Origin of the sequence: Microbacterium sp. RU1D (assembly GCF_900156435.1) — a bacterium.
In the GTDB taxonomy this organism is placed as follows: domain Bacteria; phylum Actinomycetota; class Actinomycetes; order Actinomycetales; family Microbacteriaceae; genus Microbacterium.
The window spans coordinates 203,534-227,479 of record NZ_FTPQ01000001.1; the positions used below are offsets into that span (position 1 = coordinate 203,534).

Annotated in this window: 19 protein-coding genes; 5 read left to right on the forward strand and 14 right to left on the reverse strand. The window is 71.2% G+C overall.

Features of this window, described 5'->3' with window-relative positions; all coding sequences use genetic code 11:
* Window positions 1–203: 203 nt before the first annotated feature.
* Both B0B15_RS00895 and B0B15_RS00900 read right to left on the reverse strand, forming a co-directional pair.
* Window positions 204–1,382 carry an acyl-CoA dehydrogenase family protein gene (locus B0B15_RS00895; protein ID WP_076672865.1) on the reverse strand — a complete coding sequence of 393 codons (1,179 nt, stop codon included), beginning with the start codon at window positions 1,380–1,382 and terminating at the stop codon, window positions 204–206.
* Between the two features lie 81 nt (window positions 1,383–1,463).
* Window positions 1,464–2,183, reverse strand: a complete 720-nt coding sequence (locus B0B15_RS00900) for a VIT1/CCC1 transporter family protein (RefSeq protein WP_076672866.1) — start codon at window positions 2,181–2,183, stop codon at window positions 1,464–1,466.
* 197 nt (window positions 2,184–2,380) lie between these two features.
* Here B0B15_RS00900 and B0B15_RS00905 point away from each other — a divergent pair, with 197 nt between their 5' ends.
* A complete protein-coding gene (locus tag B0B15_RS00905) occupies window positions 2,381–5,869 on the forward strand; it encodes a choice-of-anchor I family protein (protein ID WP_076672867.1) in 3,489 nt (1,162 codons plus the stop codon).
* Between the two features lie 125 nt (window positions 5,870–5,994).
* Here B0B15_RS00905 and B0B15_RS00910 read toward each other — a convergent pair whose 3' ends face one another.
* Window positions 5,995–6,711, reverse strand: a complete 717-nt coding sequence (locus B0B15_RS00910; protein ID WP_076672868.1) for a Type 1 glutamine amidotransferase-like domain-containing protein — start codon at window positions 6,709–6,711, stop codon at window positions 5,995–5,997.
* 38 nt (window positions 6,712–6,749) lie between these two features.
* Between B0B15_RS00910 and B0B15_RS00915 the strand changes: the two genes are divergently transcribed.
* Window positions 6,750–7,163, forward strand: coding sequence for a hypothetical protein (locus B0B15_RS00915; RefSeq protein WP_076672869.1), 414 nt, complete (start codon window positions 6,750–6,752; stop codon window positions 7,161–7,163).
* 144 nt (window positions 7,164–7,307) lie between these two features.
* Here B0B15_RS00915 and B0B15_RS00920 read toward each other — a convergent pair whose 3' ends face one another.
* The 6 genes from B0B15_RS00920 to B0B15_RS00945 all read right to left on the reverse strand — a co-directional run bounded on the left by B0B15_RS00920 (window position 7,308) and on the right by B0B15_RS00945 (window position 13,627).
* Complete coding sequence (locus B0B15_RS00920) at window positions 7,308–8,486, reverse strand: thiolase family protein (RefSeq protein ID WP_076672870.1); 1,179 nt, start codon at window positions 8,484–8,486, stop codon at window positions 7,308–7,310.
* On the reverse strand, window positions 8,486–9,670 hold the full coding sequence (locus tag B0B15_RS00925; RefSeq protein ID WP_076672871.1) for a bifunctional 2-methylcitrate synthase/citrate synthase: 1,185 nt from the start codon (window positions 9,668–9,670) through the stop codon (window positions 8,486–8,488). The genes B0B15_RS00920 and B0B15_RS00925 overlap by 1 nt, the downstream gene beginning before the upstream one ends.
* Window positions 9,671–9,735: 65 nt before the next feature.
* Window positions 9,736–10,635, reverse strand: coding sequence for a methylisocitrate lyase (gene prpB / locus B0B15_RS00930; protein WP_076672872.1), 900 nt, complete (start codon window positions 10,633–10,635; stop codon window positions 9,736–9,738).
* Between the two features lie 76 nt (window positions 10,636–10,711).
* The gene (locus B0B15_RS00935; protein WP_076672873.1) at window positions 10,712–12,238 is read right to left on the reverse strand and encodes an MmgE/PrpD family protein; all 1,527 of its coding nucleotides are present in this window, start codon (window positions 12,236–12,238) and stop codon (window positions 10,712–10,714) included.
* Complete coding sequence (locus B0B15_RS00940) at window positions 12,235–12,864, reverse strand: GntR family transcriptional regulator (RefSeq protein ID WP_076672874.1); 630 nt, start codon at window positions 12,862–12,864, stop codon at window positions 12,235–12,237. Before B0B15_RS00940 ends, B0B15_RS00935 begins: the two co-directional genes overlap by 4 nt.
* 175 nt (window positions 12,865–13,039) lie before the next feature.
* Window positions 13,040–13,627 carry a TetR/AcrR family transcriptional regulator gene (locus B0B15_RS00945; protein ID WP_076672875.1) on the reverse strand — a complete coding sequence of 196 codons (588 nt, stop codon included), beginning with the start codon at window positions 13,625–13,627 and terminating at the stop codon, window positions 13,040–13,042.
* Between the two features lie 127 nt (window positions 13,628–13,754).
* Here B0B15_RS00945 and B0B15_RS00950 point away from each other — a divergent pair, with 127 nt between their 5' ends.
* Window positions 13,755–14,729 (forward strand): zinc-binding dehydrogenase, encoded by a 975-nt coding sequence (locus B0B15_RS00950; RefSeq protein WP_076672876.1) that lies wholly within the window; start codon window positions 13,755–13,757, stop codon window positions 14,727–14,729.
* Between the two features lie 202 nt (window positions 14,730–14,931).
* On the opposite strand, the gene B0B15_RS00955 is transcribed toward B0B15_RS00950, so the two are convergent.
* From B0B15_RS00955 to B0B15_RS00975, 5 genes are all read right to left on the reverse strand, one after another.
* On the reverse strand, window positions 14,932–15,411 hold the full coding sequence (locus B0B15_RS00955; protein ID WP_076672877.1) for an NUDIX hydrolase: 480 nt from the start codon (window positions 15,409–15,411) through the stop codon (window positions 14,932–14,934).
* A complete protein-coding gene (locus tag B0B15_RS00960) occupies window positions 15,411–17,120 on the reverse strand; it encodes a DUF4407 domain-containing protein (protein ID WP_076672878.1) in 1,710 nt (569 codons plus the stop codon). The genes B0B15_RS00955 and B0B15_RS00960 overlap by 1 nt, the downstream gene beginning before the upstream one ends.
* Before the next feature lie 299 nt (window positions 17,121–17,419).
* The gene (locus B0B15_RS00965) at window positions 17,420–18,433 is read right to left on the reverse strand and encodes an aldo/keto reductase family protein (RefSeq protein ID WP_076672879.1); all 1,014 of its coding nucleotides are present in this window, start codon (window positions 18,431–18,433) and stop codon (window positions 17,420–17,422) included.
* Between the two features lie 131 nt (window positions 18,434–18,564).
* Complete coding sequence (locus tag B0B15_RS00970) at window positions 18,565–19,368, reverse strand: ABC transporter permease (protein ID WP_076672880.1); 804 nt, start codon at window positions 19,366–19,368, stop codon at window positions 18,565–18,567.
* Window positions 19,365–20,240, reverse strand: a complete 876-nt coding sequence (locus B0B15_RS00975) for an ABC transporter ATP-binding protein (RefSeq protein ID WP_076672881.1) — start codon at window positions 20,238–20,240, stop codon at window positions 19,365–19,367. The genes B0B15_RS00970 and B0B15_RS00975 overlap by 4 nt, the downstream gene beginning before the upstream one ends.
* Window positions 20,241–20,473: 233 nt before the next feature.
* Between B0B15_RS00975 and B0B15_RS00980 the strand changes: the two genes are divergently transcribed.
* Window positions 20,474–21,958: a glycosyltransferase family 2 protein gene (locus B0B15_RS00980; protein WP_256334125.1), complete on the forward strand. Its 1,485-nt coding sequence runs from the start codon at window positions 20,474–20,476 to the stop codon at window positions 21,956–21,958.
* The gene (locus tag B0B15_RS00985; RefSeq protein ID WP_076672882.1) at window positions 21,955–23,943 is read left to right on the forward strand and encodes an ArnT family glycosyltransferase; all 1,989 of its coding nucleotides are present in this window, start codon (window positions 21,955–21,957) and stop codon (window positions 23,941–23,943) included. The genes B0B15_RS00980 and B0B15_RS00985 overlap by 4 nt, the downstream gene beginning before the upstream one ends.
* Window positions 23,944–23,946 lie beyond the last annotated feature (3 nt).

Below are 23,946 nucleotides of genomic sequence, written 5' to 3' on the forward strand. Positions count from 1 at the left end.
GGCCCCGCTTCTGGCATGCTCGCACGCTCCCCCGACATCCGCCGAGGGGGTTCCGCCGCTCCGCCGGACGATCCCGTTGCCCCGGGATGCCGCGAGACGCCGAGAGGACCTCCGTTCGCCGACCTGACCCGTGTGTGCCGCGAACAGTTGGTTTTCTCGGCACGCGCGTGTCATCTCGCGCCCCGGGACCGCAACGGGCGGAGTCACGCCGCCAGAACGTTTCGGCCGACGATGAGACGCATGATCTCGTTGGTGCCCTCGAGTATCTGGTGCACGCGCAGATCGCGGACGACCTTCTCGATGCCGTAGTCCTGGAGGTAGCCGTAGCCGCCGTGCAGCTGCAGCGCCTCGTTGGCGACGCGGAAGCCCACATCGGTGGCGAAACGCTTGGCCATCGCGCAGCGGGTAGCGGCGTCCGGCACTCTGGCATCCAGGGCCTGAGCGGCGTCGCGCACCAGCAGGCGCGCGGCGTCGAGCTCGGTCGCCATGTCGGCCACCGCGAAGATGACGGACTGCTTCTCGCTGAGGGCCTCGCCGAACGTGAAACGCTCGCGCACGTACGCGATCGCGCGATCCAGTGCCCAGCGCGCCCCGCCGATCGAGCACGTCGCGATGTTCAGCCGGCCGCCGTTGAGCGCGCTCATCGCGATCGAGAAACCGCGTCCCTCGCCGCCGAGCAGGTTCTCAGCCGGCAGCCGCACCTCGTCGAGGATGACCGGGCGCGTCGGCTGCGCGTTCCAACCCATCTTCTTCTCGTTCGGCCCGAACGACAGCCCGGCGGCGTCGGCCGGCACGAGGAACGCGCTGATGCCGCGGGGTCCCGGCTCGCCCGTGCGCGCCATCACCACGTACACCGAGGCCTCACCCGCCCCGGAGATGAACTGCTTCACGCCCGTGAGCACGTATGTGTCGCCGTGGCGGATCGCCGAGGTGGTGATCGCGGCGGCGTCCGATCCCGCCCCCGGTTCGGTGAGGCAGTAGGCGCCGAGGTCGCCCATCGCCACCAACGAGGGCAGCCACCGCTCGCGCTGGGCCGTCGTGCCGTAGGTGTCGATCATCCACGCGACCATGTTGTGGATCGTGATGTACGCGGTGACCGTGGGGTCGCCGTAGGCGAGCTCCTCGAAGATCGCCACCGCATCCGCGCGCGACAGCCCGGCGCCGCCCACGTCGTCGTTGACGTAGACGCCGCCGAGACCCAGTTCGCCGGCGCGACGCAGGGCGTCGCGCGGGAAGTGCTTCTCGGCATCCCATTCGAGGGTGTGCGGCGCGAACTCGGTCGCGGCGAAATCGCGGACGGCGTCGAGGATCGCGGCGCGCTCGTCGGGTGAGAGGGCACCACCGGTCGCGGCGTCGAGGGCTGGGGCAGGGGTGGTGTCCATGCGGCTCTCCTTCGAGGATGCGACGGCGTCGTCGCTCCCGCCAGATTACCTGGACGTCCTAGTAATTGGTAGAGGGACCGATTACCCGGCGGTCACCCCGAACAGCGCTCCCACGGCGTAGGTCGCGGCGAGTGCGAGCGCGCCGCCGATCACGGTGCGCAGGATCGCCCGCCCGCGCCGCGCCCCACCGATCCACGCCGCGAGGTAACCCGTGATCGCCAGCGCCACCAGCACCGCCACGAAGGTGAGCGCCACCCGCACCTCGACGGGTGCGAGCAGGATCGTCGCGAGCGGCAGCAGGGCGCCGATGGTGAACGCCACCGCCGAGGCGAACGCCGCCGCCCACGGGCTCACCACGTCGTCGGCGTCGATGTTGAGCTCGACCGCGAGATGGGCTTTGAGGGCGTCGGATGCCGTGAGCTCGGTCGCCACGCGCGTCGCCGTGTCTCGCGACAGACCCTGCGCCTCGTACATGCCCACCAGCTCGGTGAGCTCGGCGTCGGGGTCTTCGGCGAGCTCGCGCTTCTCCTTCTGGATGAGCGCGTGCTCGCTGTCGCGCTGGCTCGACACCGAGACGTACTCGCCCAGAGCCATCGAGATCGCACCGCCGACGAGCGCCGCGAGACCGGCGATCAGCACGGGACCGGTTTGGCTCGTGGCGCCCGCGACGCCGACCACGACAGCCGCCGTCGAGACGATGCCGTCGTTCGCGCCGAGGACGCCGGCGCGCAGCCAGTTCAGGCGCTGCGAGAGTCCCTGGCGGTGCGGTTCGTCGGTGTGCGCGCCGTTCGCGGTGGTCATGGCGTCAGGGTAATCCCGCTCGCTCCCGCCTCGGGTGTCGTGCGCGCCGCGACCGCCGGCCCCTCGGGCGGGACGTTCCCCCCTGTTCACCCGCGAGTCACCGCCGCGCGACATGATCGCGGCGGCGCCGCCCCCGCGGCGACCTCGTGCGCCGCCCGCGACGCACGAGTCCCCCCACTGCATCCGAGGACACAGCCATGCCTTCGCCTCTTCTCCGCCGTGCGGTCGCGTTCAGCGCGACCACCGCGACGGTCTGCGCTCTCGCACTGTCGAGTGCCACCGCGGCATCCGCCGCTCTCGTCGCCGATCCCGTGCGCGACGTCGCCGCCGACAGCCCGGTGGCCCTGCGCCCGCTCGGCACCTACGAGACCGGGGTGTTCGACCAGTCGGCCGCCGAGATCGTGCACGCGTACAAGAACCGCCTGTTCGTCGTGAACGCACAGGCCGGCGCCGTCGACGTGCTCGACAACAGCAACCCCGTCGCTCCCGCCAAGCTGTACGCCATCGCCGGCACGGGCGTCGCCAATTCGCTCGCCGTGCGCGCCGACGGCCTCGGCGTGATCGCGCTCGAGAGCACCGACAAGACCGCGCCCGGTCGCCTGGTGTTCTTCGACGCGGATGCCGCAGAGCCCACGGTCCTCGGAGAGGTCGCCGTCGGCGCCCTGCCCGACATGGTCGCGATCAGCGACGATGGCGCGTTCGCCGTCGTTGCGAACGAGGGCGAACCGGCCGACGACTTCACGACCGACCCCGAGGGAACGGTCGGCGTCGTCGCGCTGCCGAGCACGAAGACGGCCCCGACGCAGGATGCCGTGCGCACCGCGGGCTTCGGAGCCTTCGAGCAGGGCAGGTCGAAGACCCTCGACCCCGACGTGCGCGTCTTCGGCCCCGACGTCGCCGCCCCCGACCAGGGGTCCACGCCCCTCGCCGCGAACCGCGTCAGCCGCAACCTCGAGCCCGAGTACGTCGCGATCGCCGGCTCCACCGCCTACGTCGCCCTGCAGGAGGCCAACGCGGTCGCCACCGTGGATCTCGCGTCGGCGGAGGTGACCGGCATCCGCTCCCTCGGGTTCAAGGACTACGGCGTCGAGACGCTCGACGCGAGCGACCGCGATCCGGAGGACGCCCCCACCTACAGCCAGAAGAGCTACTCCGGCCTGTTCGGCATGTACATGCCCGACGGCATCCAGGCCTACCAGGCGGGCGGGGAGACCTACCTCGTGACCGCCAACGAGGGCGACGGCCGCGAGTGGGGCGATTACAACGACACCGCTCGCGTGAAGGACCTCGGTGACGACGGCCTCGCACCGGTCTGCGACGACAGCCCCCTGGCCGGCTCGCTCGGTGACGCCGACCTCGGCCGCCTGAACATCGCGACCGACATGGGCCTGAACGCCGACGGCACCTGCTACTCCGAGCTCTACACCTTCGGCGGACGCGGCTTCTCGGTGTGGAACACCGCGGGCGAGCAGGTCTTCGACTCGGGCTCCGACTTCGAGCACATCACGCACCACGCCAACCCCGACTTCTTCAACTCCAATCACTCGGAGTCGAACCTCGAGGGACGCAGCGACGACAAGGGCCCCGAGCCCGAGAATCTCGCGATCGGCGAGGTCGACGGGCGCACCTACGCTTTCATCGGCCTCGAGCGCGTCGGCGGCGTGATGACGTACGACATCACCGACCCGGCGAACGCGACCTACGCCGGGTACGTCAACAACCGCGACTTCTCGATCTCGGTGGAAGACCAGCTGACCGGCGATCAGGCCGCCGACCGCGAGCTGCTGGCGACGGCCGGCGACCTCGGTCCCGAGGGCGTGGAGTTCATCTCCGCGGCGGACTCGCCCACCGGCCGCCCGCTGGTCGCCGTCGGCAACGAGGTCTCGGGAACCACCACCGTGTTCGCGGTGGAGAACCCGAACGTGAAGAACATCGACATCCTCACGATCAACGACTTCCACGGCCGCCTCGAAGCGGGCACGCAGGGCGAGGCCGGCGCGGCCGTGCTCGCCGGGGCCGTGAAGGCGAAAGAAGCGCACAACCCGAACACCCTGTTCGTCTCGGCCGGCGACAACATCGGCGCCTCCACCTTCACCTCGCTCATCCAGAACGACTCCCCGACGATCGACACACTGAAGGCCACCGGTCTCGACGTGTCGGCGGTCGGCAACCACGAGTTCGACCGCGGCTTCGCCGATCTCACGGAACGCGTGCTCGGCGAGTACGGCGGGGGCGAGTTCGGCCTGGGCGCGAACGTCTACAAGAAGGGCACGAAAGAGCCCGCTCTGCAGGAGTACGCGGTCAAGGATGTCGACGGTGTGCGCGTCGCCTTCATCGGCACCGTCACCCCCGACACCGCGACCATGGTCGACCCGGCGGGTATCGCCGGTCTCGACTTCGGCGACCAGCTCGAAGCCGCGAACCGCGTGGCCGACGAGATCACCGCGGGCGACCTCGCCGACGTCATCGTGCTGCTCACGCACTCGGGCGCGGCGACGTCGAACGACTGCGCGGCCATCGCGGCCGACCAGGCCGGCTTCGGTGCCCTCGCGGTCAACGCCTCGCCCGAGATCGACGCGATCGTCTCGGCGCACACGCACCAGACGTACGCGTGCGACCTGCCCGTGGCCGGCACCGACCGCACCCGCCCCGTGATCCAGGCGTCGGAGTACGGCAAGGCCATGGGTCAGCTGTCGCTCGCGTGGGACACGCGCACCGACTCGTTGGCATCCGTCTCGGGCACCACCTTCCCGCTCACGGGGGCGTTCGCACCGGATGCCGACATCGCGGCCAAGGTGGCCGAGTACGTCGCACAGTCCGACGTCATCGGTGCCGAGCCCATCGGCAGGATCAGCGGTGACATCCTGCGGGGCGGCTCGCCCTCGGGCGCCGACCGCGGCGTCGAGTCGTCGATGGGCAACTGGGTCGCCGACGTGTACCTCTGGGCGACCTCGGAGAACCCCGCCTACGCCGGCACGACCGCGCAGATCGCCCTGATGAACCCGGGCGGCCTTCGCGCCGACCTGTTGAAGGGCGACGACGGCGTGGTCACCTACAAGGAGGCGGCGCTCGTGCAGTCCTTCGCCAACACCCTCGTGACGGTGAAGCTGACGGGTGCGCAGATCCGCGGCATTTTGAACGAGCAGTGGAAGGCGACCGGCGATCGGCCGAAGCTGCACCTGGGCGTGTCCGACGGCTTCACGTACGACTACACGCAGGATGCGACGAACCCGCGCGTCGGTTCGGTCGTCTCGATGGCCTACCAGGGCCGCGCGATCGCCGAAACCGACACCTTCACGGTGGTGACGAACTCGTTCCTGGGCAACGGGGGCGACGGCTTCGCGACCTTCGCGGCCGGCACCGATCGCACGGACACCGGACAGATCGACCTCGACGCGACGCTCGCGTACTTCCGGGCGACCGGCGTGGTCGACCCCGCGCCGCTCGGTCGCGCCGTGCTCACGACGGATGCCGAGCCGGCGCCGGGCGAGCCGAGCACGGAGCCGACGCCGGCCCCCGCTCCGGGTCAGCCCGGGGAGCAGCCCGGCCGACCCTCGGGCGAGCGTCCCGGCGGCGGGCTCGCGAACACCGGCGCTGAGGCACCGTGGGGCCTCGCCCTCGCGGGCGGATTCCTCGTCGTCGCGGGCGGCCTCGCCTTCGCCCTGCGCAAGCGCCGCGCCGTCTGACGGCCGACACCGGAACGGCCCTCACCCTCGCGGGTGGGGGCCGTTCCCGTTCACGCGAGGGGTCAGAAACTGTCGCCTAGGAGCGCGCCAGGCGACACTTTCCGACCCCTCACGCCGATGGCGCCTCAGGCGCGAAGAACCTGGACGTGGACACCGGATGCCGAGGGCTCGACGCGCCAGACCTGTCCGCTCCCCCGCACGGCCGGGGCCGCCCGCTCCGAGACCACCAGGGCCGTGTGCTCGTCGATCGCGACCCCATCGGTGACGAGCCCCGCATCGACCGCGGCGACCAGGCGCGAGAGCGTCCCCCACTGGGCGGCGTGGACATCGACGGCGAAGCCGAGGAGTCCGAGGCCCGGGCGCACCTCGAGCTCGCCGAGCTCTTCACCCGCGTCCTCGGAGCAGACCTCGACGCCGCCGCGCTGCCAGCCCCCGACGAGCGCACGCTCGGCCGCGATCGCCGCTCCCGCCGAGAAGCCGGCGTACGGCATCCCCCGGGCCACCCGTTCGCGCAGCGCCTCGCGGACCGCACCGAACGCATCGTGGTACGCCGGGGTCAGGCCGCCGCCGACGAACACACCGTCGGCCTCGATCGCGGCATCCGTGAAACTCTCGCCCTCGACGATGGCGTGCACGCGGATCTCATCGGATGCCGCTCCGGCGGCCTCGAGAACGCCGCGGAAGAGGGCGACCGAGGTGCTGTCGTCGGCCTCGAGCACGAGGAGGACGGCGATCACCGGCGCGCGATCGCCGGCGCGCGTCCGCGCTTCGGCCACGAAGGATGTCAGCAGGGCGCCGCACCGCGCCGTGTCGCGGCCTCCGCCGAGAAGATGAACGCTCATCGGCTCAGTATCGCGGGTCCGCAGCTAGCCTGAGCGCCATGGCCTCCTCCCCCCGCACCCGTCGCGCGCCCGCCCGCGGCGGATCGCCCGGACCGACGTTCTGGGTGCTCGCTGCCGCCGGCGTGATCGCGATGTCGGCCGCCTGGGTGTGGTTCGGCATGGCGTTCGAGGAGGAGATGAGCGATCAGCCCAAAGCCGTCTCGGCCGGCACGACCATGGCCGGCTTCGGGGCGAGCGTCGGCATCTTCCCGCTCGTGCTGGCGCACATCATCGGTGTGGTCCTCCTGGGGCTGACGGCGTTCCCGGGGAGTCGGCGCTCCGGTCGCGTCTGGTTCTGGGCTCTGGCGAGCGTCGCGGTGACGTCGGTCACCGGCCTGCTCGTGGCGGAGGGGCTTTTCGGCGGCAGGCTTTTCCTCATGGGCGTCGACGGCGACTCGGGCTACGTGCCCTGACCGCGGCCCGGCGCGGGCGCGCCCACGGCCCCTCAGCCGCGCGCACGCCCGCGCCGGGGCGGGACTCGCGTGAGGGGTCGCTTTCCGTCGCCGACAGGGCGGCTGGGCGACAGTTCCTGACCCCCACGCGAGAAGGGGGCGGGGTCAGTACCGCCGCAGCAGCGCGGCGAGCGCCTGGCCGCCGCCGATGCACATCGTCACGACGGCGTACTCGAGGTCGTGGCGCTGCAGGTCGAGGGCCGCGCGCACGGTGAGGATCGCCCCGGTCGCGCCGACCGGGTGACCCAGCGCGATCGCGCCGCCGTACGGGTTGACCTTCTCGGGGTCGAGACCCGCGTCTCGGATCACCGCGACGGCCTGGGCCGCGAACGCCTCGTTCAGTTCGATCACGTCGACGTCGGCAGGGGTCAGCCCCGTCCGCTCCCACAGCCGCTGCAGCGCGATCACGGGCGCGTAGCCCATGATCTCGGGGTCGACGCCGGCCGTGGTCACGGCCTCCAGCGTCGCGAGTCCCATCAGCCCGCGATCGCGCACGTCGGCTTCGCGCATCAGCACCGTCGCCGCCGCACCGTCGTTGATGCCCGAGGAGTTGCCGGCGGTGACCGAGCCGTCCTTCTCGAACGCCGGGCGCAGACCCGCGAGGGCCTCCATCGTGGTACCGGGTCGCGGGTGCTCGTCGATCGACACCTCGACCGGCTTCCGACCACCCGTCGTCACGGGCACGATCTCCTCCGCGAACGCCACGCGAGCGGCATCCGTCGCCGCCCGACGCTGACTCTCGACGGCGAAGGCGTCCTGCTCCTCGCGCGAGACGGAGTACCGGGATGCCACGACCTCGGCCGTCGTGCCCATGTGCCGGCCGCTGAACGGGTCGGTGAGGATCGCGAGCGTGCCGTCGAGGAGCGTACGGTCGCCGAGCCGGCTGTTGCCGCGGGCGCCGTAGTCGAGGAAGGGCGTGCGCGACATGCTCTCATCTCCCCCGGCGACCGCGACGTCGATGCCGCCCCAGCGCAGTTCCTGCGCCGCCGACCAGATCGCCTGCAGGCCCGAGCCGCACAGGCGGTTGACCGTGAAGGCGGGTACGCGCGTGGGCAGCCCCGCAGCGAGCGCGACCCGGCGGGCGTTGTACGCGTCGGGGCCGTTCTGAGCGATGCAGCCCATGACCACCTCGTCGACGGCGTCCTTCTCGACCCCGGCCCGAGTCAGCGCCTCGGTCACGGCGACGGCGCCGAGCTCGTAGGCGTCGACGCTCGAGAGCGCGCCGCCGAACGAACCGATGGGCGTGCGGGCGCCCGAGACGATGACGATCCGCGGCTCGGACATCAGCCCGCCGCCTCCTCGGGGCGCTCCTGCGCCTCGACGTCCGCGGCATCTGGGACGTATCCCTCGACGTGCCTCTCGTCGGGTCCGACGTAGGCCGACAGCGGGCGGATCAGCGCGTTCGCGGCCTGCTGCTCGCGGATGTGCGCGGTCCAGCCGGTCACGCGCGCCGCGACGAACAGCGGGGTGAAGGTGAGCGTGTCGAAGCCCATGAGGTCGTACGCCGGGCCGGACGGGTAGTCGAGGTTGGGGTAGATGCCCTTGCGCTCGACGAACTGCGACTCGAGCGCGTCGTACAGCGCCGCGACGTCGGGGCGGTCGTAATGCTCCACCAGCGTGTCGAGGGCGGCCTTCATCGTGGGCACGCGCGAGTCGCCGCGCTTGTACACGCGGTGGCCGAAGCCCATGATCTTGCGCTTCTCGGCGAGCGCCGCGTCGAGCCAGGGGCCGACGTTCTCGGCCGAGCCGATCTCGGTGAACACGTGCAGCACGGCTTCGTTCGCCCCGCCGTGAAGGGGCCCCTTGAGCGCGCCGATCGCCCCGACGACCGCGGAGAACAGGTCGCTGAGGGTCGACGCGATCACGCGCGCCGTGAAGGTCGAGGCGTTGAAGGAGTGCTCGGCGTACAGGATCATCGAGCGGGTGAACGCGTCGACGACGACGACGTCCGCATCCTCGCCGAAGGTCATCCACAGGAAGTTCGCCGCGTAGTCGAGGTCGTCGCGCGGCGGGATCAGCTCCTCGCCGCGGCGGCGGCGCTGACCGTACGCGACCACGGCGGGCAGCTGCGCCCACAGTCGGATCGAGCGCTCGAGGTTCTCTGCGGGAGTGCCCACGGCATCCATCACGTTCGAGATGCCCGCGGTCTCCCGCGCGCAGATGACGCTTACGGCCGTGCGCACCTCGTCCATGGGGTGGGCCGAGGTCGGCAGCAGGTCGATCGCGGTGCGGACGTCGTCGGCCAGCCCCCGGTGCGCGCGCTCGGTGCGGCGTAGGGCGGCGAGCTGGTCGGCATCCGGGAGCTCGCCGTTCCACAGCAGGTACGCGACCGCCTCGAAGGGCTGGGTCGCGGCCAGCTCCTGCACCGGATAGCCGCGGTAGAGCAGGCTGTTGGTGTCGGGGTTCACCTTGCTGATCGCGGTCTCGTCGACCGTGACGCCGGCGAGGCCCTTCTTGATGTCGGTCATCGTCTCTCCCTCGAGTCGTGCACAGTGTTCATGCTGCCGGATGCGCTGCGGCGGCGGGGCGGACCTCAGCGTTCGACGGTGAAGTCGAACACGTCGGCGTCGAAGCGGGTGTAGCCCTCGTAGTCGATGAGGTCGTAGAGGTCGGCGCGGTGCTGCATCTCGCCGAGCTGCTCGCGCAGGTGGCCCTCGGATGCCAGGGCGTCCAGGCCCCGGCCCGCTGCGCCCATCGCGAGTCGCAACAGCGACACCGGCCAGATGACGAGGTTCACGCCGGCATCCTGCAGCTGGGCCGCCGAGAACAGCTCGGACTTCCCGAACTCGGTCATGTTCGCGAGGATCGGCACATCCAGCGCCGCGCGCATCGCCTCGAACTCGCCGAGGTCGCGCATCGCCTCGGGGAAGATCGCATCGGCGCCCGCATCGACCAGGGCCTTCGCGCGGTCGATCGCGGCATCCAGTCCCTCCACGGCGCGCACGTCGGTGCGGGCCATGATGAGGAAGTCGGGATCGCGCCGAGCGTCGACCGCGGCGCGGATGCGCTTGATCGCGGTGTCGGCATCCACGACGCTCTTGCCGTCGAGGTGGCCGCAGCGCTTCGGGTTGACCTGGTCCTCGATGTGCGTGCCCGCGAGCCCGGCGTCTTCGAGGGTCTGGATCGTGCGGGCGACGTTCATCGGCTCGCCGAACCCGGTGTCGGCGTCGATGATCGCGGGCAGCTCCGTCATCCGCGCGATCTGCTGCCCGCGCCCGGCGACCTCGGTGAGCGTCGTCAGCCCGATGTCGGGCAGGCCCAGGTCGGCCGAGATGACCGCACCCGAGATGTAGACGCCGTCGAAGCCCTTGCGCTCGATGAGCCGGGCCGACAGCGGGTTGAAGGCGCCCGGCATCCGGACGAGCTTTCCGGATGCCAGCTTCTCGCGCAGCGCGCGACGCTTCTGCGCAGCGGTGGTCTGGGCGTACAGCATCAGTGCGTTCCTCTCCCGCGGGCGACCTCGCGCACCGGCGGCTCGGGCTTCTCGGGTGCGCACCCGCCGCCGCGCATCAGAACAGCCCCTTCGGCGCCGGCGCCAGGGCCAGCACGCCGGGCTTGGCGACGATCGTGAGCTGCATGACCTCGGCGGGGGTCAGCTCGGGCAGGCGCTGGACGAGCTCGAGGAAGCGCTCGATCTCCTCGGGCAGCAGCACGGGCTCGGCCAGCGTCCGGAACTTGCGGATGTAGTCCTCCCGCGCGAACGGACGGGCGCCGAGCGGGTGGGCGTCGGCGACGGCGATCTCGTCCTCGACGACCGTGCCGTCCGCGAGGGTGATGACCACGCGGCCTCCGAAAGCCTTCTCGTTCGGATCCTCGGAGTGGTAGCGGCGCGTCCACTCGGCATCCTCCGCCGTCGTCACCTTGTGCCACAGGGCGACGGTGTCGGAGCGGCCCGCGCGCTCGGGGGCGTAGGAGTCGACGTGGTGCCAGGCACCGTCCTGGAGGGCGACGGCGAAGATGTACGGGATCGAGTGGTCGAGCGTCTCGCGCGAGGCGGTGGGGTCGTACTTCTGCGGGTCGTTCGCGCCGGAACCGATCACGTAGTGCGTGTGGTGGCTGGTGTGCAGCACGATGGATGCCACGTTCGCGGGGTCGCGCAGATCGGGGCGGGCCGTGCCGAGGCGACGGGCGAGGTCGATCCATGCCTGCGCCTGGTACTCGGCCGAGTGCTCCTTCGTGTACGAGTCGAGGATGCCGCGCTTGCTCTCGCCCTCGCCGGGCAGCGGGACGTCGTACGAGGCGTCGGGACCGTCGAGCATCCAGGCGATGACGCCGTCCTCCCCCTCGTAGATGGGCGAGGGGCTGGTCTCGCCACGCATCGCACGGTCGACCGCCTCGATCGCCATCTTGCCCGCGAAGGCGGGGGCGTGCGCCTTCCACGTCGAGATCTCGCCCTTGCGCGACTGACGCGTGGCGGTGGTGACGTGCAGTGCCTGGCCGATGGCCTGGTAGATCGTCTCCTGGTCGAGGTCGAGCAGTGTGCCGATGCCGGCCGCCGCAGCGGGGCCGAGGTGGGCGACGTGGTCGATCTTGTGCTTGTGCAGCGAGATCGCGCGGACGAGGTCGATCTGGATCTCGTACGCCGTCGCGAGCGCGCGCACGAGGGCGGCACCGTCGCGTCCGGTGTGCTGCGCCACCGCGAGCACGGGCGGGATGTTGTCGCCCGGGTGCGAGTAGTCGGCGGCGAGGAAGGTGTCGTGGTAGTCAAGCTCGCGCACGGCAACGCCGTTCGCCCATGCGGCCCACTCGGGGCTCGTGCGCCGCTCGAGCAGGCAGCCGAAGACGGTGGCGCCGGACCCGCCGATCGACACCGCGTGATCGAGCGCCTGCTGGCGCGCCGCGCTCACCGGCTGACGGGTGAGGGATGCCGCGGCGACGGCCGCGTTGTCGATGAGGCGGTTGACGATCATGTCGACCACGTCGTCGTCGACGGCGACCGGGTCGACCGCGACGCGCGCGAGCGCCCAGGCGAGCTGGCCCTCGCGGGCGAGGTTCTCGTCGCTGCGGTGCACGCGCACGTGATGGGTGATCGTCATGAGGGGTCCTCCGTGAGGGCTTCGAGGATGGTCGTGAAGGCGTTGTGCAGGTGCACGTGGGTGGCGTGGGCGGCGAGTTCGGGGTCGCCGCCGCCGATCGCTCGGGCGATCAGTTCATGCTCTCGCGCCGAGGCGGTAAGGCGCAGGGGGTTGTCGCGGGCCATGCGGCGCACCCGGACGAGGTGGGTGCGGACGCTGCGGAGGGCCGCCGAGAGGTAGGCGTTGTCCACGGCGGCGTCGATCGCCGCGTCGAAGCGGGCGATCAGCGCGTAGTAGTCGTCGGCATCCGCGGTGTCGACGCGGTCGAACTCCGCGGCCAGCGCGTGGAACACCCGTCGATCGCCCCGCTGCGCGGCCAGCCGCGCGGCCTCGGTCTCGAGCGCGCGACGCAGGTCGAACAGCGCCCGGATGTCGTCGGCGTCGATCCCCGCGACCACCGTCACGCGAGCGGATGCCTGGGCCACGAGACCGTCGGATGCCAAGCGGCGCAGGGCTTCGCGCAGGGGGGTGCGGCTCACGCCTAGGCGCGTGGACTGCTCCACCTCGCCGAGCACGGTCCCCGGCGCGAGAGTGCCGGTCTGAATCTCGTCGAGGAGGATCGCGTACGCGCGTTCGCTCGCTCGCATGCGGCACCCCCTTCGTGTCTCCTCTTAGTGTATGCAGTAGGGGGTCGAAGTCGCATCAATCAGGCTCTCGAACGCCTCTTGCGTATACAACCGCGCGCCTGAACCTCCCCGCGCGAGTCGCAGGAATTGTCGCTTCGATGCCGTGCGAGGCGACGAATTCTGGCGACTCACGCGATCAGGCGGGGCCGCCCCACGACTCCAGCGTCGTCCGGATGGATGCCAGGGTGCCCAGCGCCGCGTCGCGATCGGCGCGGGCGAGGGTGAGGCCGGCCACCACGAGCGAGGCGCAGACCGCGGCGAGCGCGTCGACGGCATCCGGGGTCAGATCGGGACGCCGGTCGGCGACGGCGGCGCGGATCGCGGCGCGCATCTCGGCGGCGTACGCGGAGACGAGCGTGCGCACCTCGGCGTCGTCGCTCGCCAGGGGAGACGAACCGGCGTTCAGCAGCAGGCAGCCCAGACGGGCGCGCGGGGCGTCGGCGTCGATGGCGGCGCGCATGTCGTCGACGTACGCCTCGAGGGCGCCGGGGTCTCCCCCGCCCAGCGGCCGCAGACGCGTGCGCACGACGTCGTCGAGGTAGGCGGAGAGCACGGCGTCGAAGAGCCCGCGCTTGCTGCCGAAGGCGTTGTAGAGGCTCGAGCGCGTCAGCCCGGTCGCTTCCTCGAGCTCGGCGATGCCGGTCTCGGCGTAGCCGCGGCGCCAGAAGACGTCGCGCGCGGCGTCGACGACGGCGGAGCGCTCGAAGCTCGGCGTCCTGCCCATGTTCTCTCCCCTGTAACCCCTCGTGCCACCCGGACCCGTCGACGGACTCAGGGCCTTCTCGGTTGCATCCTCGGGCTCGAGGTCTATATTAGACCGGTCGTTACAAAATAACCATCGGAGGCATTCCATGCGCGCAGTCATCCACGACGAGTTCGGCGAGCCCGCCGACGTCCTCGGGGTCGAAGAGGTCGAGACTCCGACCCCCGGCCCCGGCGAGGTGCGCCTGCGCGTGCTGCTCTCGCCCATCCACAATCACGACCTGTGGACCGTCCGCGGCACCTATGGCTTCAAGCCTGAGCTGCCAGCACGCGCCGGCACCGAGGCCGTCGGCGTCGTCGAGGAGCTCGGCGAGGGCGTCGAGGGACTGACCGTCGGCCAGCGCGTCGCCACCGGCGGCACCTTCGGCGTCTGGGCCGAGCAGGTCGTCGCGAAGGCCGCGGGCCTCATCCCCGTCGCCGACGGTCTGAGCGACGAGGTCGCCTCGCAGCTCGTCTCGATGCCCTTCAGCGCCATCAGCCTGCTGCACTCGGTCGACCTGAAGGCGGGCGACTGGATCGTGCAGAACACCGCCAACGGCGCCGTCGGCCGCATGGTCGCGCAGATCGCGAAGGCCCGCGGCATCCACGTGATCGGCCTCGTGCGCCGCCGGAGCGCCGTCGCCGAACTCGCCGAGCAGGGCATCGACAACGTCGTGTCGACCGACGCCGAGGGCTGGCGCGACGCCGCCCTCGCGCTCGCCGATGGTGCGCGCATCGTCGCCGGCGTCGACTCGGTCGGCGGCTCGGCGAGCAACGACGTGCTGTCGCTGCTGAGCGAGAACGGCACGCTCGTCATCTTCGGGTCCATGGGCGCCGGCACGCTCGAGCTCTCGGTCGGCGACATCATCTTCCGCCAGGCCACCGTGAAGGGCTTCTGGGGCAGCGTCGTCAGCAAGACGATGGATGCCGAGACCCGCGGCGCCCTGTTCGGCGAGCTGTCGCGCTACCTCGCCGACGGCACCCTGACCCTCCCCGTCGCCGCGACCTTCGGCCTCGACGACGCCCGCGAGGCCGCTCGCGCGAGCGACTCGCCCCGCGTCGGGAAGGTTCTGCTGCGCCCGTGAGCTGACGCGTCCCGCGTGCGAGCCGAGCGCGGCCGCGTGCGCCGTGAGGCGCCCTGTCATCGCGCGCCGTCGCCGGGCCCACTCCCCATCGAGTGTCCAAGACACCCGGACGACTTTAGGAAACGTCCGGGTGTTTTGGACACTCGCGTTTGAGCGGGCGCGCGCGAGCGGGCGCGCTCGAGGGTCGCGCAGCGCGGCCGCGTCAGGCGCCGGGCACCTCGCGCAGCGCCGCCTCGAGCGCGTCGATCGCGGGTCGCTGGCCCTTCACGAGCGCCCCGCGGGCGGCATCCAGGTCCATCCACTCCGCGCGGTCGACCTCGGGGAACGACGCCGTGCGCCCCGACCGCGGCGGCCACTCCATCTCGAACGTGCCGAACACGAACCCGGATGCCGAGAACCCGGCGCCGTCGCCGCAGAACACGACGACCTTCTTGCCGCTGCTGTACGCGAACGTGCCGAGCTCCGCCCACTGCGTCTCGGGCGGCTCGACGCCGAGCTCCTCGCGGAACTCGCGGTGGGCGGCATCCAGCGCTCCCTCGGTCGCGGGGTCGAACTCGCCCTTCGGGATCGACCACGCGCCGGCGTCCTTCTTCGCCCAGAACGGGCCGCCCATGTGGGCGATGAGCACCTGGGGCGCGGGGCTCAGGCGGTATAGCAGCAGCCCCGCGCTCCACTCGACCATCAGGCCGTGGCCGCTGGGACGCGGTGTGCCTCGTCGGCGATGATGTCGGCACGCTTGCGGAAGGTGCGGGCCGACACCCGGTCGAGGGCGATCTGCCCGCGCATCTTCTCGGCCTTCTCGTACAGCGAGGGACCGCCGAAGCCCGTGAGCACCTTCACCAGCACGGGCAGCAGCTCGATCATGAAGAACAGCGCGGCGATGAGGTAGTGCGCCCAGCGCAGCACCGGCTCACGATCCGACAGGCGTTCGAGCGCCGTGATCTGGCTCAGCAGACCCACGGCCCCGGCGTTGCCGTCGGCGACCGACGAGGCCCGGGCGTTGTAGGCCTGCAGCGCCGACTCGTACTGCGCGCGCGCCGCGGGCAGCTGGTCTTCGGCTTGCCGCTTGTTCTGGTCGGCGGAGGATGCCGCGGCCTCGGCGCCCGCGGTGTTGGCGGCGGCCAGCGTCGACTGCGCCTGCTGCAGCTGCGTCGACAGGGCGTCGTACGACGACTGCGCCTGCTGCAGCTGCGCCTGCGCGGCGTCGGAACTCGCGCCGTCGCCCGCGACCCCGGTGCAGCCGGGGACCGTGCCGGCGCCCTGGCCGGTCAGCTCGCACTGGTACACGGCGCGCGCCTGGTCGATCACGGCCTGCTGCGCCGCGAGCTGCTGGGTGAGCTGGTCGACGGTCTGCTGAGCGGCCGCCGACTCGGCCGACGTCGACGAGGTGCCTGTCACGATGCCGGTCGCGGCCTGGTTCTCGAGCGCCGAGACCTGGGCCGACGCGGCGTCGAGGGCCTGCTTCTCGGGGCCGTTGGTCACGGCATCCTGATCCGTGAGCGCCTGGGTGACGTTCGTCGCATTCACTTCGCGGGCGATGTCGTTCTGGAACACCTGCAGTACGAGAGGCTCCGCGACGACGATGCCGATGAGCGCGGCCATGATCACGCGGGGGAAGGCCAGGCCCAGCAGCCGGAAGACGTTCTTGGTCGAGCGCATCGTGGAGGTCAGGAAGCGGTCGAGGTTGAAGATGATGAGACCCCACACGATCGCCAGGGGGATCGCGAGCAGGATGCTCACGCGCACACCGGTGAGCAGGGCGAACATCATCGACAGCGCCGAGACGAGCGCGGTCCCCGCGAGCACGAGGAACATCTGCACGAAGCGCGGCACCTCCTCGGGCACCTCGTCGAGCACGTCGTTGTCGGCGCCGCCGAGCACGGCCATGCGCCGGATGAGCGAGAGCTTGGGTCGGCGCGGGTCGGAGCGGCGCAGACGCGGCGGCCGCGGCTCGGAGGTCACCGGAATGGATGCCACGGCGGGAGCCGCGAGCACCCGCTCGGGGACGGCCTCGGTCTCTGCGTCAGCGTCGCCGTCGGCGTGCGCGCGGTCGATCACGACGGTGTCGTGCGCGGCGGCCGGGTCGTCGTCGCGCGGGTGGGCGTCGCGGAGTTCACCCTCCGCGTCGTCGAGGAAGGGGTCGCGCGGCTCGTCGTCGGCGGGCGGCGCGCCCCACGGCTCGGAGGCGTGCTCCTGCGCGTCGGAAGGGCGCGTGTCGTTCGGGAGCGCGTCGGCCGGGCGCGTGTCGTTCGGGAGCGCGTCGGCCGGGCGCGCGGCGGCGTTCTGGGCGGCGAGGATGTCGTCGAGGTACTGCACGCGTTCCTCGTCCGTCGTGAACTCGATGCGACCGTCGGAGCCGAAACGGCCGGGTCGGTGAGCGGAAAAGGACATTCGCAGAGGGTACGACGCCGACCCTGCCCTCTCCTGTGCGCAGGCTGAGGCACGGCCCGGTGCGGCCGGTCGCGGTCCGGTGGGCCACTCGGCACACGCCGACCCGGGTCCTGCGCGAAACGGCGAAACCGCTCCGTTTTTCGAGACCGCACCCGTCGCTTCGCCATCGCATGCGGTGTGGACAACGCAGTGCGGTCTCGATACTCCCCCGCGCGGGGAGCATCGGGGGCTTCGACAGCCTCAGCCATCTGCGCCACGGCGGGCCGAGCACGAACGCCCGACCCGCCGCCCTACCCGCGTCAGACCAGGCGCTCCTTCGGCGACACCTCGTAGGTGTTCTCGGGGTCGGAGAACACGGCGTCGCCCAGGGCCGCGTCGATCGCGGCGAGCGTGTCGGCGTCGAGGGTGACGCCGGAGGCCTTGACCGTGTCGGCGAGCTGCTCGGGCCGCGAGGCGCCGACGAGGGCCGCAGCGATGTTGGGGTTCTGCAGCACCCACGCGATCGCGAGCTGCGGCATGGCGAGCCCGGCCTCGTCGGCGATGGGCTTGAGGCGCTGCACGGCCTCGAGCGTGTCGTCATTCAGGAAGCGCTTGATGAAGTTCGCGCCGCTCTTCTCGTCGGTCGCGCGGGACCCCTCGGGCAGGGGCTTGCCGGGCAGGTACTTGCCGCTGAGCACACCTTGCGCCATGGGCGACCAGACGATCTGCGAGATGCCGAGCTCTTCGCTCGCCGGCACCACCTTGCCCTCGATCACGCGCCAGAGCATGGAGTACTGCGGCTGGTTCGAGATGAGCTGGATGCCGAGCTGCTTCGCGAGCGCGTGACCCTCGCGCAGCTGCTCCGCGGTCCACTCCGAGACGCCGATGTACAGCGCCTTGCCCTGGCGGACGACGTCGGCGAACGCCTGGAACGTCTCCTCCAGGGGCGTCTCGTAGTCGAAACGGTGCGCCTGGTACAGGTCGACGTAGTCGGTTCCGAGGCGCGTGAGCGACCCGTTGATCGAGTCCATGATGTGCTTGCGGCTCAGGCCGGTGTCGTTCGGGCCCATGGGCCCGGTGGGGAAGTAGACCTTGGTGAAGATCTCGAGCGACTCGCGCCGCTGCCCCTCGAGCGCCTTGCCGAGCACGGTCTCCGCGGCGGTGTTGGCGTAGGTGTCGGCGGTGTCGAACGTCGTGATCCCCGCGTCGAGTGCGGCGTGCACGGTCTTGATCGCGGCGTCGTCTCCGACCTGCGACCCGTGGGTCACCCAGTTGCCGAGGGTGATCTCCGAGATCTTGAATCCACTGTTACCGAGATAGCGATAAGCGACCATCCCTCCACGCTAGACCCGGCCTCGGACATCGGGGCCGTGGCATCTCCCTTCCCGCGCGAGGAGCCGGAATGCGTGGCCGAGAGGCGACACAAGCGACATATCTCGACCCCTCACGCGGTAGGCCAGAGCGCTTACGCGTCCTTGCGGATCCACCGGAACGTCACCCGCACCACGGCGAGACCGATCACCAGCCACAGCGCCGTCACGAGCAGGATCAGCGGGTGGTCCCACGATCCCGACGGCTCGGCGGCGGCGAAGCCCTCCGGGAGGAACACCGACCGGAAACCCTGCGCGAGCCACTTCAGGGGGAACACGCTCGCGACGTTCTGCAGCCACTCCGGCAGGGCGGCGAAGTTGATGTACACGCCCGAGATGAACTGCAGCAGCAGCACGATCGGGATGACGACGCCGGTGGCGCTGCGTCCGGTGCGCGGCAGCGCGGACAGGCCGATGCCGAGGATCGCGCAGGTCGTCACACCCAGCAGGAACACCCACGCGAAGGTCAGCCAGCGCCCGGGCTCCGTCGGCACGGGCACGCCGAAGAACACCGCCGCCACGACGATGAGCAGCACCGACTGCAGGAATCCCGTCACGAGCACCTGCCCGAGCTTGCCGATGAAGTACGACACGGGGCTCAGCGGCGTTCCGCCGAGGCGCTTGAGGGTGCCGTCGCTGCGTTCCATCGCGATGTCGATCGACATGTTCTGCAGTCCCGACAGCAGCACGCCCGCGGCGAGCATCGCCGGCAGGTAGAACTGCGCGGCATCCACCTCGTCGCCGGGAGGACCGAAGGTCTGCGCGTCGAACGCGACGGCGAAGATCAGCAGGATCATCACGGGGAACAGGAACGTGAAGAACACCGAGTCGCCCTGACGGAAATAGGAGCGCACCTCGAACGCGATGCGCGATGCCCCCAGGCGCAGGATGCGGCTCATGCCACGCCTCCCGCGGCGGTCGTGCGCCGCGCCTCGTCGCCGAGGAACGACAGGTAGACGTCCTCGAGGCTCGGGCGCACCACCTCGAGCCGGTCGGGCTCGCCGAGACGCGCATGCAGCGCGGCGACCACACCCCCGGGATCCTGCGTGCGCTGCTCGCGGACCTCGCCGCCCTCGCGCCAGCGCACGAGAGGAACGCGCGCGTCGGGGCCGCCCAGCTCGTCGATCGGGCCGACGGATGCCACCTGACCCCCGACGAGGATGGCGGCGCGCTCGGCGAGCTCGGCGGCCTCGTCGAGATAGTGGGTCGTGAGCAGGATCGAGGTCCCGTCGCGCTGCAGGTCGCGGATGAGATCCCAGAACTGCCGCCGCACCTCGGGGTCGAAGCCCGTGGTCGGCTCGTCGAGGAACAGCAGCTCGGGTCGGCCGATGATCCCGAGGGCCACGTCGACGCGGCGACGCTGCCCTCCGGAGAGCTTGCGGACGCTGACCTTCGCCTTCTCGGTGAGACCGACCGCCGCGATGGTCTCTTCGACGTCGCGTGATCGCGGGTAGAACGAGGCGAAGTGGGCCAGCAGCTCCCGCACGGTGGCGGTGGGCGCTTCGCCGGTGTTCTGCAGCACGATCCCGAGCCGCGCCTTCCACGCGAGGCCACCGCGGTGCGGGTCGACGCCGAGCACCTCGGCCTCGCCGCTCGTGCGGTCCCGGTAGCCCTCGAGGATCTCGATGACCGTGCTCTTGCCCGCCCCGTTGGGGCCGAGCAGCGCGAACGTCTCGCCCCGGCCGATGTCGAAGGACACCCCGCGGAGCGCTTCGAAGCCCCCGCGGTAGGTCTTCCGCAGGCCGTCGACGCGTACGACGTGATCGCTCATGAGCCCAGTCTGGGGCAGCGCGAGGCCGGCCGTCGTGCGGGTCCCCTCACGGACCGGGACGCCGTCGGCATCGCATGGGAGGTTCCGCAAAGGCGACTGGGAGAACCCTGACCGGTCCAAACCGTCCTCCCCGCCCGCCCCGGATGACCACCCGTGCGGGGAGATTCGCCCCCGGTCACCGCACGTCCCCTTACCGCCCTCGAACCGTCCACGTGGACGCTGGAGGTTGACTTTTGTCGTTCCCGCACGTGCACCCGATCACCGCCGTCCTCCCCGATCCCACACCCGAGCCGCTCCTCACGCCCGTCGTTCCCGCCCCCGGGCAGGGGTCGACGGGAACCACCGACGTCCCCCTTCCCGCTCAGCCGGGGACCAGCGTGACGGGCGGGTTCCTGCCCGATTGGTCGATCGGCGAGTGGCTCGGCTACAGCGGGATCATCGTCCTCGCTCTCGCCCTGACGGTCGTCGCCACGACGACCCTGTGGTGGATGCTGCACGCCTGGCGTTCCGCCGACGACCTGCGAGCCACGCAGTTCAGCTCGACGCCGCGCCCCGCGCGGCACCGCTTCACCCTCCTGGTCCCGGGTCGACACGAGGAGGAGGTCATGGGTCAGACGCTCGACCGGCTCGCCCAGCAGGACCACCCCGACTTCGAGATCATCGCGATCGTCGGTCAGGACGACCCGGGGACGGAGCTGGTCGTGCGACAGGCCGCCGCACGGCATCCCGAGCTCATCAAGGTCGTCGTCGACGACAGCGTGCCCAAGAACAAGCCCAAGGCGCTCAACCGCGCCCTCCAGATCGCCACGGGCGACGTCGTGGGCGTGTTCGACGCCGAGGACGAGGTGCACCCCGGGCTCCTGACCGTCGTCGACTCGAAGTTCCAGGAGACCGGTGCCGACGTCGTGCAGGGCGGCGTGCAGTTGATGAACTTCGAGACGAGCTGGTGGTCGCTGCGCAACGTGCTCGAGTACTACTTCTGGTTCCGCTCGCGCCTGCACTTCCACGCGCGCTCGAAGTTCATCCCCCTCGGCGGCAACACGGTGTTCGTCACGCGCGACCGGCTCGAATGGTCGCACGGCTGGGACGACCAGTGCCTCGCCGAGGACTGCGAGCTGGGCGTGCGCCTGTCGAGCGACGGCGCGAAGGTCGTCGTCGCCTACAACCCCGAGTACGTCACCCGTGAGGAGACCCCGCCGACGCTGAAGTCGCTGTACAAGCAGCGCACGCGATGGAACCAGGGCTTCCTGCAGGTGCTCGGTAAGGGCGAGTGGAAGGCGCTGCCGACCCTGCGGCAGCGGATGTACGCCCGCTACCTGTTGAACATGCCGTTCCTGCAGGCGGCGACGGGACTGCTCATCCCGATCTCCGTGGCGTTCATCCTGCTGGTCAAGGTCCCCACGCCCGTGGCGCTCATCACCTTCCTCCCGCTGGTGCCCACCGTCATCACCCTCGTGGCGGAGGCCGCGGGACTGACCGAGTTCGGTCGCGTGTACGGCAAGAAGGTGCGCGTGCGCGACTACGTGCGCCTCGTCCTCGGACTCGTGCCCTACCAGGTGTTCCTCGCCGCGGCCGCCGTCCGCTCCGTCGTACGGCAGCTGCGCGGCGACGGCAGCTGGGAGAAGACGGAGCACACCGGCGCCCACCGCGACGGCGCCGCAACCCCCGACCCCGGCGAGCGCGTGCTCGTCGCAGCCACGAGGGAGGCGACGCGATGACCTCGACACTCGACCGTTCCCCGGCGGCCCCGCTCCGCGGCGACCGCCCCGCCCCGGACGGGCGCCGACGCGTCTCGTCCTGGCGGTCGCGCCTCGGCGACGCCCTGTGGCTGCTGCCGCCCCTGCTGCTCGGCCTCCTCGTCAACGCCGCGAACCTCGGCGGCTCGCCCCAGCGCATCGACGACGAAGGAACCTACGCCGCTCAGGCGTGGAGCATCGGCAACCTCGGCGAACTCACGCACTACACGTACTGGTACGACCATCCCCCGCTCGGCTGGATCCAGATCGCGGCGTGGGCCGGCCTCACCGACGCGTGGAACCGCTACGACGTGGCCGTCATCGCCGCGCGCGAGGCGATGCTCGTCGCCAGTGCCATCGCGGCGGTGCTCCTGTGGTTCCTCGTCCGCCGCATCGGATTCGCGCGCCTCACGGCGTCAGTGTCGGTCGCGCTCTTCCTGCTGTCTCCACTGGCCGTGCAGTTCCACCACCAGGTGTACCTCGACAACATCGCGACGGCGTGGCTGCTCGCCGCCCTCCTCCTCGCCCTGAGCCGACGCGCGCAGCTCGCCGGTTACATCGGCGCGGCCGCGGCGTTCGGCGTCGCGGTGCTGACCAAGGAGACCTACCTCCTCGCGCTGCCACTCGTCGCCTGGTTCATCTGGCGTGGAGCGGACCGCACGACGCGGCGCTACACCCTGTCGGTCGCCGCCGCCGTGCTGGGGCTGATCGGGCTCACGTATGTCGCCCTCGCCGCCGTCAAGGGCGAGGTCATGCCCGCGGCCGGTCGCGTAAGCCTGTGGGACGGCCTCGCCTTCCAGCTCGCCTCGCGGGAGGGCAGCGGCTCGCTGTTCGACCCCGAGAGCCTCATGTCGCGCACGGTGGGTCTGTGGTGGCAGCTCGACGCCGTTCTCATCGTGACCGCCCTGTCGGCCGCGGTCACCGGCCTGTTCGTCCGGCGCCTGCGCCCGTGGGCCGTCGCGCTGCTGGCCCTGACCGCGTTCATGTTCCGCGGCGGGTACCTCCCCGTCCCGTACGTGATCATGCTGCTGCCGTTCGCCGCGATCGTCGTGGCGGGTATGGGACAGGTCGCGGTGGAGGCGCTGCGCGCGCACGGCGTCCCCCGACGTCTCGGAGGCGTCGCCGTGGCATCCGGGCTCGTCGTCGCCGTGATAGCCGCGGGGCCGCTGTGGGCGGCGCAATTGCGCGGCTTCCTGCTCGCCGACCTCGACCGACCGCTGCGGGATGCCGAGGCCTGGATGACGCAGAACGCCCCCGCCGATTCGCGCATGCTCGTCGACGACGCGATGTGGGTCGACCTCGTGCGCGCGGGCTTCGAGCGCGAGAACGTCGTCTGGTATTACAAGGCCGACACCGATTCCGACGTGCAAGAGCTCGCCCCCGACGGGTGGCGCGACTACGACTACGTCATCACGACCGACTCGATGCGCACCTTCCCCACCGAGTTCCCGACCGTGCGCCAGGCGATCGAGAACAGCGCCGTGGTCGCCTCGTTCGGCGACGGTGCCCAGAAGGTCGACGTGCGTCTGGTCGACACCGACCAGGCCGCGTTGGCCCAGGCGGCGGACGACGGCCTCTACGCCGCACGGTCGGTCGCCGGCCAGCAGGTGCTGCGGAACCCCGACATCGGAGTGCCCGCCGAGGAGCAGGACCTGCTCACCTCGGGTGTCGTGGACGGTCGCATCCTGCTCACCCTCGGTCAGCTCTCGGCCGCGGGACGCGTCGACGTGGCCGACATCGCACAGCTGGACGGCGACCCCTCCGGCGTGCACCGGCAGCTGGTCATCAGCTCCTACGCCGGTCAGGACGCCCGGGCGGACGCCGCCGGCGCCGACGCCCTGCTGAGCTTCTACGAATCGCTCACCGGGTCCCTGCGGCCGGTGTCTGTCGAGCGCAGCGATGCGGGCGTCGTGATCACCTTCTCGCCCGACGAGCCCGTCGATCTCCTCCCCCGCCCCGCCGGCTGATCC